The organism is Rhodobacter sp. NTK016B (genome assembly GCF_017303295.1).
Lineage (GTDB): Bacteria > Pseudomonadota > Alphaproteobacteria > Rhodobacterales > Rhodobacteraceae > Pararhodobacter.
In genome coordinates this window covers 24,686-38,184 of record NZ_JAFKOK010000017.1, presented here as the reverse complement: position 1 = coordinate 38,184, position 13,499 = coordinate 24,686, and the positions used below count along the sequence as shown (strand labels likewise).

Genomic DNA, 13,499 nt, shown 5'->3' with positions numbered 1-13,499 from the left:
CGCGTGGGACGGCTCAAGTCAAGAGGCGGCGCGTGGGATGTCGCCAAATCAACCGCGCGCGGGGCGCCGGGCCGTCATCGACCATGCGCAAAAGTCGCTTCATGTCGAAGCCCGGCAGCAGTCCGAACGCATCGAACAACGCCGGATGGCCGGTCGCGGCGCGCGGAATCGCAAGGATCGTGCCGTCGAAGGATTCGACCAGCCAGAATTCCGCATCGGCACTGAGCGACAAGGCCAGTACGTGATCGAGCGCCACGACACCGCCGCCGCGCGGGCCGAGATAGCGGATCTCGCCCTCAATCACCTCGATCACGCCGGTCGCGATCCCCTTGGCGGTGAAGCGTGCGCGCTGAATGGCGCCCAGCGTCAGCCCCGCGCCGACCAGCGCCAGCAGCCAGCCCGCCCAAGGCACCCAGCCCGGCCCGGTCAGCCCCCACCAGCCCCCCACCAGCGTGATGACCAGCGCGCCGCCGGTCTCGCCCCAGCGATGGATCGCCGCGCGCATCTCGGGGCGGATGAAATCAAGCATCCAAAGGCCCCCTCGGGGTCTTGAGCAGCGCGATGGCGAAATCGCCGATCCGCTCGAACCCGATCGCTTCATAGGCGCGGCTGGCGGCGGGCGAGGCGGCGAACAGGATCGCCTGCCGGACGCCCGTTTCGCGCGCCTCGGCCAGATGCCGGGCGACGGCGGTGCGCGCGGCGCCCGCATTGCGATGGTCGGGCGGGGTATAGACGCCGCCCACCTGTACCATGTCGGGCAAATGCGCGTTGAAAGCTGTCATCGCCAGCGGCGTGCCGTCACGCTCGAGAATCCGGGCGTTCTGCTCAAGGATCGCACGGGCCGCCCGGCTGCGGGCCAGCGCGGCGGCCCGTTCGGGGCTGGCCCCCAGCGCTTCGATTTCCGATGCGGTGTACCAGGCTTCCAGCAGTGCCAGATCGGCAGGGACGGGGGCACGGAGCGACCCGTCTGCAAGGCCGTCGTCCTTCAGCCGGGACAGATCCAGCCGGTAGAGCGGTTCGTTGCGCCCCACGGCCAGCAGGTCGTCGGTCATTCCCAGCGCCTTGCGCGCCAGCGTCGCCTGTGCGACCGCGCCCGTCAGCCCCAGAAACCGCCGTGCCCCGATCCAGCGCGCCACGGCCTGCCATGTCTCGGGGTCCGCCTGTGGCGCCTGAAAGGTCGCGTATCCGCCATTCGTCAACCCGAAGACCCCGGTGATCGCGTCCCCGGCCTCGCGGGTCAGCGCCACATCCATAGCACGCGGCGATTCCGTATCCCCCAGTCCGTGCTCACGCAGGTTCGAGCGCAGGAACATCGAGCTTTCGGCCCGGGCGCTCAGGAAATCCTCGATCGCGGGAAGGTCGGCATCCGTGGCCGGGAGGAGGGGGGAGTGGGACATGACCTGTTTGGTGTCCGGTTTCGCGGGCTCTGTAAAGGGCCGGGGCCTTCAGCCGCCCCAGTCGCCATGCCGCAGCTGCCACAGCGTCAGCGCCGCCACCGCCGCCGTATCGGCGCGCAGGATGCGCGGGCCAAGGCTCAGACGGCGGATGAAGGGCAGGGCGGCAAGCCGCGCGCGTTCAGCGGCCGAAAAGCCGCCCTCGGGGCCGATCAGGATCGCGGCGGGTGCCGGCGCCGGGTCGGCGATCTCCGCGCCCGCAAGGCTTTCATCGGCCCACCACAGCAGCCGGTCTTCGGGCCAATCCGCGAGCAGCCGGTCAAGGCGCTGCAGCTCGGCCACCTCGGGCACGAAGGTGCCGCCCGATTGCTCGGCGGCTTCGACGGCATGGGCCTGCAGCCGGTCGCGGCGGACACGCTCGGAATTGGTGAATTCGGTCTGCACGGGCAGGATACGGGCGGCGCCCATCTCGACCGCCTTTTCGACGATGAAGTCGGTGCGCGCCTTCTTGATTGGCGCGAACAAGAGCCAAAGATCGGGCGGATCAAACTGCGGCGCGGTCTGCACCAGCGCCGCCAGCGTCCCGCCACGCTTGCCAAGTTCCACAACCTCGGCGCGCCATTCGCCGTTGCGGCCATCGAAGAGCGCGACCGCGTCGCCTGCGCCCATCCGCATCACATTGCCAAGGTAATGCGCCTGCGGCTGCGTAACAGCGACGTGTTGCCCTTCCGCCAAGCCATGCTCTACATAGAGCCGGACCTTGGGGCGTTCGGTGTCTTGAGGCGTCATCTTGGGCATGGACGGGACTGTATGACCGGGGCAGGGCAAACACCAGAGGGCGGCGAGGGCCAGCGCGCGGCGTCTTCCGACAAAGCCGATACCGCGATCCACGACCGGGTCGAGGGAAGCTGGGTCGACACCAAGGCGCCCGAGGAACTGCGCCCCTATCTGCGTCTTAGCCGCGCCGACCGGCCCATCGGCACATGGTTGCTGTTGCTTCCCTGTTGGTGGGGCGCGCTTCTGGGCGCGCTGGCCGCCCCCGAAACGCGGGGCCTGAGCACGCTTTGGATCATGATCGCTTGCGGGGCGGGAGCCTTCCTGATGCGCGGCGCGGGCTGTACGTGGAACGACATCACCGACCGCGATATCGACGACAAGGTCGAGCGCACGCGCAACCGACCTTTGGCTTCGGGCGCGGTGTCGGTGCGCGAGGCGCTGATCTGGATGGCAATCCAGATGATCGCGTCGTTCCTGTTGCTGCTGACCTTCAACGCGGCGGCCATCGCGCTGGGCATCCTCGCGCTGTTGCCGGTGGCGATCTATCCCTTCGCCAAGCGCTTCACATGGTGGCCGCAGGTCTTTCTGGGCCTCGCCTTCAACTGGGGTGCGCTTCTGGCCTGGACGGCGCAGACCGGCAGTCTGGGCTGGCCTGCGGTGATCCTGTATCTCTCGGGCATCGCGTGGACGCTGTTCTACGACACGATCTATGCCCATCAGGACCGCGAGGACGACGCGCTGATCGGCGTGAAATCCACCGCGCGGCTGTTTGGCGAGAATACCGAGAACTGGCTGCGCGGGTTTCTGGTCGCGTCGGTCGTGCTGATGTCGCTGGCGATCATCTATGCGCTGGCCCCGCTGGCCGAGCCTTTGCGGCTGTCGCTGACGCTGGCCGGGGCCTGGGCCTTTGGCGCGCATCTGAACTGGCAGCTGGGGCGGCTGAACATCCACGACAACGACATTCTGCTGCGACTCTTCCGCTCGAATCGCGATGCAGGGCTGATCGTTGTGCTGATTCTTGCCGCTGCGCTGTTGGTGTGATTGCATCGCGCCCGTCATCCGGCTAGGTCAGGCCTGATCGGCCCGACCGGGCGGCCCTGACGGAACTTCTATGTCACACAAAACCCTGATCGTCTCGATCGCGGCCTTTCTGGTGGCGGCGTGTCTGGCTCTGGTGACCTCGCTTGTGCTGGTCGGCATGGTCGAAAAACGCACCGGAGACGCGGTCAGCAACGCGTTCCGCCGTGCCGGGATCAACTGGGCCGAGATCGATATCGACGGGCTCAATGTCGGCATCAGTGGGACGGCGCCGACCGAAAGCGCCCGCATCCGCGCCTTGCAGGTCGCGGGCGAGGTGATCGACAGCTCGCGCGTGTCCGAAACCATCGTCGTGCCGGTCCGCACCGCCATCGTCGCTCCCACCTTCCGCGTCGAACTGATGCGCAACCGTGAAGAGCTGTCGGTGATCGGCCTTGTGCCCGAAGCCGCCGATGGCGGACCGCTGGTCGACCGCCTGGCCGGCGCGCTGCCGGGGCTCGAAGTGGTCGACATGCTGCAGACCTCGGACTACGCGGTGCCGGGCGGCTGGGTCGCGGCGATCAATTTCGCCATCGAGGCGCTCGAGCGTTTCGATGTGGGCCGTATTTCCGTCACCGCTGGCCGGATCGAGGTCGAGGCGCTGGTCGATGGCCCCGCGCAACGGCGCGAGATGGAACAGGCCCTGCGCGCCATCGCCCCGCGCGGTCAGGTGCTGCGGCTTGACCTTGTTGCGCCGCGTCCGGTCGCCGCGCCCTTCCTTTTGCGCGTCGATGCCGAAGGCGGGGCGCTGCAGACCGCGTCCTGCGTGGCCGACACCGCCGAAGCGCAGGAACGCATCGCCGCCGCGCTGACCGAGGCGGGCGTGACGCGGCGGCTCAATTGCCCGCTGGCGCTGGGTTCGCCCACGCCGCGCTGGGGCGAGGGGGCCGCCGTTGCCATCGCCGCGCTGGCCGAGCTGGGCGAGGGCAGCCTGACCATCTCGGACGGGACGGTGATCCTGTCGGCGCCACACGACATCGACGCTGCCGCTTTCGACCGCGCTGTGGGTCGGCTTGAAACCGCGCTGCCGGGCGCTTTCAGCCTCAACGCCGTCAAGCTCGACCCGCCCGTCGAGCAGGAGGAGGGGGCCGGCGCCGCGCCCGAAATTCAGCTTATGCTCAGCGAAGAGGGCCATCTGACCGTCGGCGGTCGTCTGCCCGACGAGCGTATCCGCGCCGCCGTGCGCGCTTTTTCCGGCGCTCGTTTCGGCCCCGATCAGGTCGAAGTCGCGGCGCGGCTCGATCCCGAACTGCCCACCGGATGGTCGGTTCGTGTGCTCACCGCGATCGAGGCCTTGGCCGAACTCCATCACGGCAGCGGCGTGGTGCGCGCCGACCGGGTGACGATCCGCGGCGTGTCGGGCAATCCCGACGCCCGCAGTCAGGTCACACAGGCCCTGCTGCAGGGGCTGGGCGCGCAGGCGAATATCGCCGTCGATGTGACCTATGACGAAGCGCTCGACCCGGTTGCCAATGCCCCGACGCCCGACAATTGCGAAGCGCAGGTGCAGACCATCCTTGCCGAGGACAAGATCACCTTCGATCCCGGCTCGACCGAGATCAACGAGGCGGCGGGACAGGTTCTGGACCGGATCGCCGACGTGCTGCGCGAATGCGGCGAATTGCCGCTTGAGGTCGCAGGCTATACCGACAGTCAGGGCCGCGAGGAAACCAACCTCAATCTCAGTCAGGCGCGCGCCGAAGCCGTCATCAACGGCTTGCTCGCGCGGCGGGTTCTGGTCGCCTCGCTGGTGGCGCAGGGCTATGGCGCAGCCGACCCGATCGCCGATAACGGCACCGAGGCCGGTCGCGAGGCCAATCGTCGGATCGAGATGCGGTTGATCCGCCCCGAACCCGATCCCGAACCCATCGACCCGGCGCTCGAAGCCGAGCTGGAATTCGAGATCCAGGAAGTCGGCGACGACACGATTCGCCCGCGCCGCCGCCCCGGCAGCGAGCCGGAAGTCGAGGAAACCGTGGGAAGCGGCGATTGACCTCGCCGCGTTAGCCCGCCATGACCGATCCGAGAGACCCAAGCCTGAAGCGCGCGCCGGAGAGACTGGAATGAACCGCACCGAATTCGTTGTCGTGACCCTGATCGTCCTGACCGCCGCCTTCGCGCTGGGTTGGTTCGTCAACTGGGTCGTGCATCGATTCACCCGCGTGACCAAGGCCGATCTGGGCGAGCTGGAACGCATGGCGCAGGCCCTGCACGAGGCCGAGGAAACCCGCGATCAGGCCATTGCTTATATCCAGCACCGCGACGAAGAGGTCAGCCGCGAGATGTCGGCCCTGCAGGCCGAGCTGCGCGCGGCGATGGAAGGCCTGCGCGACGCGCGCTACGAGGCCGAGAACCTGCGCCAACGGCTGGCCGAGCAGGGGCAGTGATCCGTTCCCGACCGGCGCACCCCCAGGGGGGCGCCGCGCGTACACATCGCCGCGAGCAGGTCTTGCCCGGTGCCGCGCGCACGGGCAAAGTGTCGGCCATGTTGAAGCCGAGCGAGACAACAATATGAGGGCTCGTTCCCAGCACCTGACCCGGCCCGTGCCCGGTCGGCCCCTTCGCCCTGCAACCCCGATGACCGCCCTGTCGCGGCTTCTGCGCGCCGTGCCGCTTGCACTTGCGCTGAGCGTTGGCGGCGTCGCGGGACTGGCGGCCCAGAGCCTGCCCGACACCGCTGCGCGGATCGATCAACTGATCGAAACCGGGCGCAGCGCCGAGGCGGTCGAGGCCGCGCGTCAGTTCCTGCAGCAGGTTACTGACCGCACCGGCTTCGGTGTCGCCAATGCACAGCTGACTGTCGGGCTGGCCGAAGGCTTCGGGATGTTCGAGCCGCGCCCCGACAATCGCTTCATCGTCGACGAGCCGATCTATGCCTATGTCGAGGTTTATGGCTTCAGCCTGTCGCCGCTCAGCAATGGCGCCAACCGGCTGTTGTTCGACGTCTCGTTCACGCTCGATTCGCCCGAGGGCGAGCAGCTGACCGACGACATGATCTCGATGGGCGAGGTTCAGCTCGATTCGTTCCGCGAGCCGATCGACGGTTATTTTCACCTGACCTACCGCGTTACCGGCGCCGAGGGCTCGTATATCCTGCGCACGCAGGTGATCGACCGGGCCAGCGGCCAGATGGCGGAGTTTTCGCTGCCGGTGGTGTTTTCCGCTGCAGGGTCGGCGCCGGCCGAGAAATAGCCCCGGGCAGGGCTTTACCAGCGCTTCAGCGCGGTTTCGTCACGCTCGGCCGCTTCGACCCAGGCTTCGCCCGTCGCGGTGATTTCCTTTTTCCAGAAGGGCGCGCGGGATTTCAGGTAATCCATCAGGAATTCGGCGGCGGCGAAAGCCTCAGCGCGGTGGCGCGAGGCGGTGGCGACCATCATGATCGTCTCGCCCGGTGCCAGCGGGCCATGGCGATGGATGATCAGCACCTCCGTCAGATCCCAGCGCTCGCCCGCCTGTGTGGCGATGTCGTTCAACGCACGCTCGGTCATGCCGGGATAATGCTCGATCTCCATCCGCGCCAGCTGCCCGCCCGCATCGCGCACGATGCCGCAAAAGCTGACCACGGCGCCGGCGCCCGGGGCGGATGCCGTGAAAGCATTGCATTCGGTGCCGTAGTCGAAAGGCTCGGCCTGAACGCGGATATCCATCACCTCAGCCCCCGGTCATCGGCGGAAAAAAGGCCACCTCGCGCACGCCGTCGAGCGGCGCGTCGAAATCGCTCAGTTCCTGATCCAGCGCCACGCGCACGGCGGCGAGATCGGAAAAGGCCAGCGCGTAACGCTCGCCTTTCGCGCGCAATTCGTCGACCAGCGCAGAGACGCTGCGAGCCTCGGTCTGAAGGGTTTCGCGCGGTTCGCCGATGCGTTCGCGCAGCCAGGCGAAATACAGGATCGTGATCGTCATTCCGAGCCGTCCTTCAGATGCGGCAAAGCCTTGCGCAGGTAGTCCCAGCCGGTAATCGCGGTCAGCGCGGCGGCAATCCAGATCAGGGCAAGGCCGATGGTCCAGACGACTTCGCCGCTGAGATTGGCGAGCGAGAGCATGTTGAGCTCGGCATCGATGCCCGCATCGGTCATCTCGCTGATCAGGGCGTTGTTGCTGGCAAGGGCCTGCTCGCGCACATATTCCAGCCCCAGAGCGGCGAACAGGGTCGAGATGGCGATCATCTGCGCCGTCGTCTTCCATTTCGCCAGCTTGGTGACCGCCAGAAGGCGCGAGGTATTGCCCAGATATTCTCGCAGGCCCGAAACGAAGACCTCGCGGAACAGGATGATCGTCGCGGGCAGAATCAGCCACGGATCCATGCCCGAATAGCCGGTGATCACCAGAAGCGCGATCACCACCATCGCCTTGTCGGCGATCGGGTCCATCATCGCCCCGATCCGGCTTTCCTGCCGCCACAGGCGGGCGAGATAGCCGTCGAAGTAATCGGTGATCGCCGCGACAAGGAATAGAACCAGCGCGAACCAGTCCGCCCAGGGCCGTGCGAAATAGAGGAACATCACCGCAACCCCGGGGGCAGCGAGCAGGCGCAGCAGCGTGAGCGAGTTGGGTAGGTTCCAGCGCATGGGCTGTTGGTAGCCCATGCACGAGGCGTGGGGAAGGGGCCTATTGGGCGGCGTATTCCACTGCGCCCTGTCCCGCCGATCCCGATGCCCGTCCTGCTGCGCCCGGCCCACCGTGATCGTCACGTTTCCCGGCCCCCGCCTGATCGGTTGCCTTTGCCGCGGATGCCCCGGTTGCCGCCTGCGTGCCGGCGCTGCTGCCAACCTTTGCACCACTTGCCGCCACGCCGCTCTTGCCGCCCCCCTTTTCCCGGCCCGTTTCGGCGGAAGCGGAATCACGGCGAGACGTGGTGATCATCGACAGGCTGGTCTGGATGACGACGGCGAGGCTCGACAGGTTCTGCAGGCTTTCGGTGATCTCGGACTGTGTGGTGTCGATCTGGTCCAGAGTTGCCGAGCAGGCCGCTTCGAACGTGTCGTCGCGGCGGCTTTCGACGCGACCGAGGATGCGGATCGTGTCGAGGCCCAGAACGAGACGCCGGATTTCGAAAGCCGAGGCGATCAGCTGTGCCGCCATCTTTCCCGCTTCATCCAGCGAGGCTTCGACCTGAGTCTCGCTCTGGACGCCCAGTTCTTGCACGATGAGGTGTTCGCGGCGCTGTTCTTCCCCTTCGAAGGATGGAGGCGGGCGACGGATATGTTCGGACATTTCCAGATGCAACCGGGCGCAATTGGCAAGGACCAGCGCGCGGCGCACGGCGGCGTCCATCTGGCCGCAGATGTTCTTTTCGCCGGTGACGAAATTGGTCAGCCGTTCGGAGATATTGTCGAAGGACGTCTTGTAGTTCATCGATATCTGGCTGATCGGGCCGCCCTGCGGTTCCAGCCGGGCCGCAATCAGGCGCATGTTCACCGGCAACAGCTTGAGGCTGTCGAACAGTTTGACCAGCCGTGCCTGTTCTTCCAGCGCCTTGGTCAGCGCGCCGACCAATTCGGACAGATGCGTCGCGGTCTTGTCCGGCTGGCGGTTCAGGGCCTGATTGCGCGCGTTGGTTTCATTCTGCAGCGCCGTGCTCATGAATTCGGCGTAGGACTGGAAACCCATATCGTGGAGACGTTCCAGAAGCAGCTCGGCCGCCTTTTCCGAGCTCAGATTCTCGGCCTCCTCGCGCCGCCGCACGCGGGCATATTCGTTGCGAATCTGGTGGAACAGGGGCGACGAGGGCTTCATGCGGACAGAGAAATACCCGCCGTCGCATGGGATCGCCGCGGCCAGAACCCAGTAATAGCGTCCGTCCTGCGAGCGGTTCTTGACGTAGCCGACCGCCGGTTCGCCCGCTTTCAGGTATTGCCAGAAGATGTGGAAGAAGCCCTTGGGCATATCGGGATGCCGCACGATCTTGTGCGGCGCGCCAATCAATTCGCGCCATTCGAAGCCCGACAAACGTTGAAAGACGGTGTTCGCCGACTGAATCAGCCCGCGTTCATTGGTCCGCGAATAGATCAGCTCTTCGGTATCGAAGGGCATGTCCTGCCCGGATTCGCGCACGGCTTGCGCATAGCTGGGTGAGGTCGATGACTGTGACATGAGCGCACGCAATGAGGAAAGACAACGTCCCCACCATGGCGCCTGAACCTTTCCAACCCGTTACTGCCTGCGCGGATCACTCGCCCGTATGGAAGAAATTGTAGATCGTTTCCGCCATGGCCTGCGAAATCCCGTCAACCGCCGTCAGGTCGGACAGCCCGGCCCGCGTCACCGCCTTGGCCGAGCCGAAATGCGCCAAGAGCGCGCGTTTGCGCGCGGCACCAATGCCCGGGACTTCGTCGAGCGGCGTCTTGGTGGTCGTTTTCGCCCGCGCCGCGCGGTGGGTGCCGATGGCAAAGCGGTGGGCTTCGTCGCGCAGGCGCTGGATAAAGTACAAGACCGGGTCGTTGCGCTGCAGCGCGAAAGGGTTCTCGCCTGGGCGGTGGAATTCCTCGCGCCCCAGATCGCGCTCAAGCCCCTTGGCCACGCCGACGAAGGGCACGTCGTCGATGCCCAACTCGGACAGCACCTCGGCCACCGCCGAGACCTGCGGTGCGCCGCCGTCGATCAGCAGAAGGTCGGGCCAGGCCGGGGTCTGGCGGCCGGGATCCTCTTTGAGCAGGCGCTCGAAGCGGCGTTTCAGCACCTCTTTCATCATGCCGAAATCGTCGCCCGGCGCGGTCTTGATGTTGAACTTGCGGTACTGGTTCTTCATCCAGCCCTCGGGGCCCGCGACAACCATCGCGCCCACCGAATGCGCGCCCTGAATATGCGAGTTGTCGTAGATCTCGATCCGCTGCGGGGGCTCGTCCAACCCAAAGGCATCCGCCAGCCCGCTGAGCAGCCGCGACTGCGCCGCGCTTTCCGACATCTTCCGGCCAAGGCTTTCGCGCGCGTTGCGCAGCGCGTTCTCGACCAGTTCGGCCTTTTCGCCGCGCTTGGGGATCGTCAGCGCGACATTGCGGCCCGCGCGGGCGCTGAGCAGTTCGTGGATCAGATCCTCGTTATCGATCGGGTGCGACAGCAGGATCTGCCGGGGCGGGGGCTTGCCGTCATAGAACTGAGCCAGAAAGGCTTCGAGGATCTCACCCTCTTCGGCGCCGGCGCCGGTGCGGGGATAGAAATCGGCGTTGCCCCAGGACTGGTTGGCGCGGATGAAGAAGACCTGCACGCAGGCCTGCCCTTTTTCCAGATGCAGCGCGACGACATCGGCTTCCTCGACGCCCTGCGGGTTGATGCCCTGCGATTGCTGCACGGCGGTCAGCGCGCGGATCCGGTCACGCAGCGCCGCCGCGCGCTCGAATTCCATCGCGTCCGAGGCGTCCTGCATCTCTTTGGCAAGCTCACCCTGAATATGCGAGGTCTTGCCCGACAGGAACCGCTCGGCATCAGAAACCAGATCGCGATAGGCTTCGGGCGTGATGAGGTTCACGCAGGGCCCGGCGCAGCGCTTGATCTGGTACAGCAGGCAGGGGCGCGAGCGGTTGGCGAAAACGCTGTCGGTGCAGGACCGCAGCAAGAACACTTTCTGCAGCTGGTTGAGCGTCCTGTTCACCGCCGAGCCACTGGCGAAGGGGCCGAAATAGCTGCCCTTGGTGGTGCGCTTGCCGCGATGTTTACGGATCTGCGGGAAGGCGTGGTTCTTGGCGATCAGGATATTGGGAAAGCTTTTGTCGTCGCGCAGCAGCACGTTGTAGACGGGCTTAAGCTGCTTGATGAGGTTCTGCTCGAGCAGCAGCGCCTCGGTCTCGGTGCGGGTCGTGAGGAACATCATCGACCGCGTTTCCGAGATCATCCGCGCGATCCGGCCCGAATGACCCGAGGGGCGAGCATAGTTCGACACTCGTGCCTTGAGGTTGCGCGCCTTGCCTACATAGAGCACCCGCGCCTCGGCATCGAGCATGCGATAGACGCCCGGCGATCCGTCCAGCGTACGCACGTAGCTGGCGATCAGCGCGTGGCCCGTAAGCTCCGGGGTGTCAGGCGTCTGGGTCATGGGATGATTCTGCTCTTGCTACGAGTGTACTGCGCCAGAATTCAAGGGCAAAGCTTTCCACGGAATCTGTGGATAAGCCTGTGAAGAGCCTGCGGGCAAAGGCGAGAAACCCTTGTATCGCTGGGCATTCCGTGATGTGCCTAATAATTAAGCGCTTTCGCAAGACATTGATATTGCTCGCGAAAATTATTGCTCGTTACAACCCTCTGAATTTCTTAAACATTTGGTGACGGGTTTGTGACAGCCCGCCGCCCGGTGGACAAGGTGACGCGGGGTCCGCCTGAAAGGCTTATTCCGCGCCCAGGATATCGGGGGTTTTCCAGCCCAGATGCTGACCGCCATCGACGCAGATAAGCTGCCCCGTCACGGCCTTCGCATCCAGCAGATAGCCCAGCGTGGTGCAGATATCCTCGGGGTCGGATCCGCGTTCCAGCACGGTATTGGCGCGTTGGCGGGCGAAATGTTCCTCGGACTGGCGGCTGCCGCGCAGGGTGGGGCCGGGGCCGATCGCATTCACGCGGATCGCGGGGGCGAGGGCCTGCGCCGAGGTCCGTGTGAGCGCCCACAGCCCCATTTTCGCCAGCGTGTAGGTCATGAATTCGGGCGTCAGTTTCTGCACCCTTTGATCGATCATGTTGACGATCAGCCCGGTCGGCAGCGGCTCGCCCTGCGCATCTTTACCGGCAGGGGCCGCCTGCGCCGCGAAAGCCTGCGTCAGCACGAAGGGCGCGCGCAGGTTCGACTCCATATGCCGGTCCCAGCCGGTGCGGGTGGCCGAGGCCAGCGTGTCATATTCGAAGATCGAAGCGTTGTTGACCAAGAGCGACAGCGTTCCGCCAAGGGCCTTGGCGGCGGCGGGCAGCAGCGCCTGTGTCGAGGCTTCGTCCAGCAGATCGGCCTGCAGCGTGACTGCTTTCACGCCCTTTTCGCGGCAGGCTTCGGCCGTGGCCTCGGCCCCGTCCTGCGAGGTGGCGTAATGCAGCGCCACATCCCAGCCGCGTCCGGCCAGATACAGCGCCATTTCGGCGCCCAGCCGCTGGCCCGCCCCGGTGATCAATGCCCGTCCGCTCATACTTCCCTCAGAACATCTGTACGACATAAGCGACATAGGCCGCGATCAGCAGAACGCCAGCGATCCGCCCGATGCTGCGCCCGGTAAAGACGAAGATCCCGAGCAGCGCCGACGAGGCCAGCATGACCCACAGATCCAGCCGCAGCATCGTCTCGGGGACCGGGATATTGCCGACGAAAGACGAAATGCCGATGATGGCCAGCAGGTTGAAGATGTTCGAGCCGATCACGTTGCCCATCGCCACGCCCGCCTCGCGGCGGAAGGCGGCGGCGACGGTGGTGGCCAGCTCGGGCAGCGAGGTGCCGACGGCGACCAGCGTCAGGCCGATCACCGCCTCGGACACGCCGAGCGCCGTGGCGACATCGGTGGCCCCCTGAACCAGCAGGTTGGCGCCGACCGGCAGGCCGATGATGCCGCCCACGAGATAGAGCGCGATGCGAAGGCCCGAAATGCCTTCTTCCGCGCCTTCGAGATCGGGCTCGGCGCTGCGCCGATGCGCGGTGGCGCGGGCATAGCTGGACCACAGCATCACAGCCAGTCCGGCCAGCAGCGCCAGCCCGTGCATCCATCCGAACGGGCCGAGAAAGGCCAGCACCACGAACAGCACGCTCGCGGCCATCATCATCAGGAAATCGGACATCAGGTCGCGCGAGACGGGCACCGCCGCGATCAGCGCGGGAATGCCCAGAACCAGCAGGATATTGGCGATGTTCGAGCCGACCACGTTGCCCATGGCCAGCGCCGGCACACCATCGAGGATGGCGTCGATCGACACCAGCAACTCGGGCGCCGAGGTGCCGAAGGCGACCACCGTCAGCCCGACGATCAGCGCAGGCACGCCCAGCTTAAGGCTCAGGTTCACCGCGCCCTTCACCAGGAAATCACCGGCCACGACCAGAAGGGCCAGCCCGGCCACGATCATACCGAAATCGAAGATCATTGAGAGTTTCCGCAATCCGGGCGCCCGCAGGGTTGCGAGCCGCTCCCAAGGTTAACGCGTTTGCAGGTGGGGCAGCGCAGCCGGTCCAGTGCGGCGCGCGGGCGGTCTTCACCCAGCCGTTTCTTCGGGCGCAGCGCTTTCTGGATCATCCCCATCGCGAGCATGAACAGAAGGAACAGGATGACGACGCGGATAATCATGTCGGATGCG

At 65.9% G+C, this 13,499-nt stretch carries 15 protein-coding genes; 4 read left to right on the top strand and 11 right to left on the bottom strand.

Going from position 1 to position 13,499, the window contains the following annotated elements; genetic code table 11:
* Positions 1-13: 13 nt before the first annotated feature.
* From JI664_RS20080 to JI664_RS20070, 3 genes are read right to left on the bottom strand one after another with little or no spacing between them, the layout of a single operon-like run.
* Positions 14-529, bottom strand: a complete 516-nt coding sequence (locus JI664_RS20080; protein ID WP_207015566.1) for a hypothetical protein — start codon at positions 527-529, stop codon at positions 14-16.
* A complete protein-coding gene (locus JI664_RS20075; protein ID WP_207015565.1) occupies positions 522-1,397 on the bottom strand; it encodes a GNAT family N-acetyltransferase in 876 nt (291 codons plus the stop codon). Before JI664_RS20075 ends, JI664_RS20080 begins: the two co-directional genes overlap by 8 nt.
* Positions 1,398-1,445: 48 nt before the next feature.
* The gene (locus JI664_RS20070) at positions 1,446-2,192 is read right to left on the bottom strand and encodes a 16S rRNA (uracil(1498)-N(3))-methyltransferase (protein ID WP_286174206.1); all 747 of its coding nucleotides are present in this window, start codon (positions 2,190-2,192) and stop codon (positions 1,446-1,448) included.
* Positions 2,193-2,204: 12 nt separating this feature from the next.
* On the opposite strand from JI664_RS20070, the gene ubiA reads away from it, so the two are divergent.
* From ubiA to JI664_RS20050, 4 genes are all read left to right on the top strand, one after another.
* Positions 2,205-3,212: a 4-hydroxybenzoate octaprenyltransferase gene (ubiA, locus tag JI664_RS20065; protein ID WP_286174205.1), complete on the top strand. Its 1,008-nt coding sequence runs from the start codon at positions 2,205-2,207 to the stop codon at positions 3,210-3,212.
* A 70-nt stretch (positions 3,213-3,282) separates the two neighbouring features.
* A complete protein-coding gene (locus JI664_RS20060) occupies positions 3,283-5,241 on the top strand; it encodes an OmpA family protein (RefSeq protein WP_207015562.1) in 1,959 nt (652 codons plus the stop codon).
* 70 nt (positions 5,242-5,311) lie between these two features.
* Positions 5,312-5,635 carry a hypothetical protein gene (locus tag JI664_RS20055; RefSeq protein ID WP_207015561.1) on the top strand — a complete coding sequence of 108 codons (324 nt, stop codon included), beginning with the start codon at positions 5,312-5,314 and terminating at the stop codon, positions 5,633-5,635.
* A gap of 190 nt (positions 5,636-5,825) precedes the next feature.
* Positions 5,826-6,440 (top strand): hypothetical protein, encoded by a 615-nt coding sequence (locus JI664_RS20050; RefSeq protein WP_207015560.1) that lies wholly within the window; start codon positions 5,826-5,828, stop codon positions 6,438-6,440.
* Positions 6,441-6,454: 14 nt separating this feature from the next.
* Here the strand turns inward: JI664_RS20050 and JI664_RS20045 are convergent, their stop codons facing one another.
* The 8 genes from JI664_RS20045 to JI664_RS20010 all read right to left on the bottom strand — a co-directional run bounded on the left by JI664_RS20045 (position 6,455) and on the right by JI664_RS20010 (position 13,489).
* Positions 6,455-6,895 carry a molybdenum cofactor biosynthesis protein MoaE gene (locus tag JI664_RS20045; RefSeq protein ID WP_207015559.1) on the bottom strand — a complete coding sequence of 147 codons (441 nt, stop codon included), beginning with the start codon at positions 6,893-6,895 and terminating at the stop codon, positions 6,455-6,457.
* A gap of 4 nt (positions 6,896-6,899) precedes the next feature.
* Positions 6,900-7,151, bottom strand: coding sequence for a molybdopterin converting factor subunit 1 (moaD, locus tag JI664_RS20040; RefSeq protein ID WP_207015558.1), 252 nt, complete (start codon positions 7,149-7,151; stop codon positions 6,900-6,902).
* Positions 7,148-7,816, bottom strand: a complete 669-nt coding sequence (gene pgsA, locus JI664_RS20035) for a CDP-diacylglycerol--glycerol-3-phosphate 3-phosphatidyltransferase (RefSeq protein WP_207015557.1) — start codon at positions 7,814-7,816, stop codon at positions 7,148-7,150. Before pgsA ends, moaD begins: the two co-directional genes overlap by 4 nt.
* Positions 7,817-7,856: 40 nt before the next feature.
* Entirely contained in the window at positions 7,857-9,341 is a 1,485-nt protein-coding gene (locus JI664_RS20030; RefSeq protein ID WP_207015556.1) for a PAS domain-containing protein, read from the bottom strand.
* 76 nt (positions 9,342-9,417) lie between these two features.
* Complete coding sequence (gene uvrC / locus JI664_RS20025) at positions 9,418-11,277, bottom strand: excinuclease ABC subunit UvrC (RefSeq protein ID WP_207015555.1); 1,860 nt, start codon at positions 11,275-11,277, stop codon at positions 9,418-9,420.
* 289 nt (positions 11,278-11,566) lie between these two features.
* Positions 11,567-12,349 carry an SDR family oxidoreductase gene (locus tag JI664_RS20020; protein WP_207015554.1) on the bottom strand — a complete coding sequence of 261 codons (783 nt, stop codon included), beginning with the start codon at positions 12,347-12,349 and terminating at the stop codon, positions 11,567-11,569.
* 7 nt (positions 12,350-12,356) lie between these two features.
* On the bottom strand, positions 12,357-13,289 hold the full coding sequence (locus tag JI664_RS20015) for a calcium/sodium antiporter (RefSeq protein WP_207015553.1): 933 nt from the start codon (positions 13,287-13,289) through the stop codon (positions 12,357-12,359).
* Positions 13,286-13,489, bottom strand: coding sequence for a hypothetical protein (locus JI664_RS20010; RefSeq protein ID WP_207015552.1), 204 nt, complete (start codon positions 13,487-13,489; stop codon positions 13,286-13,288). Before JI664_RS20010 ends, JI664_RS20015 begins: the two co-directional genes overlap by 4 nt.
* Between the last annotated feature and the right edge of the window lie 10 nt (positions 13,490-13,499).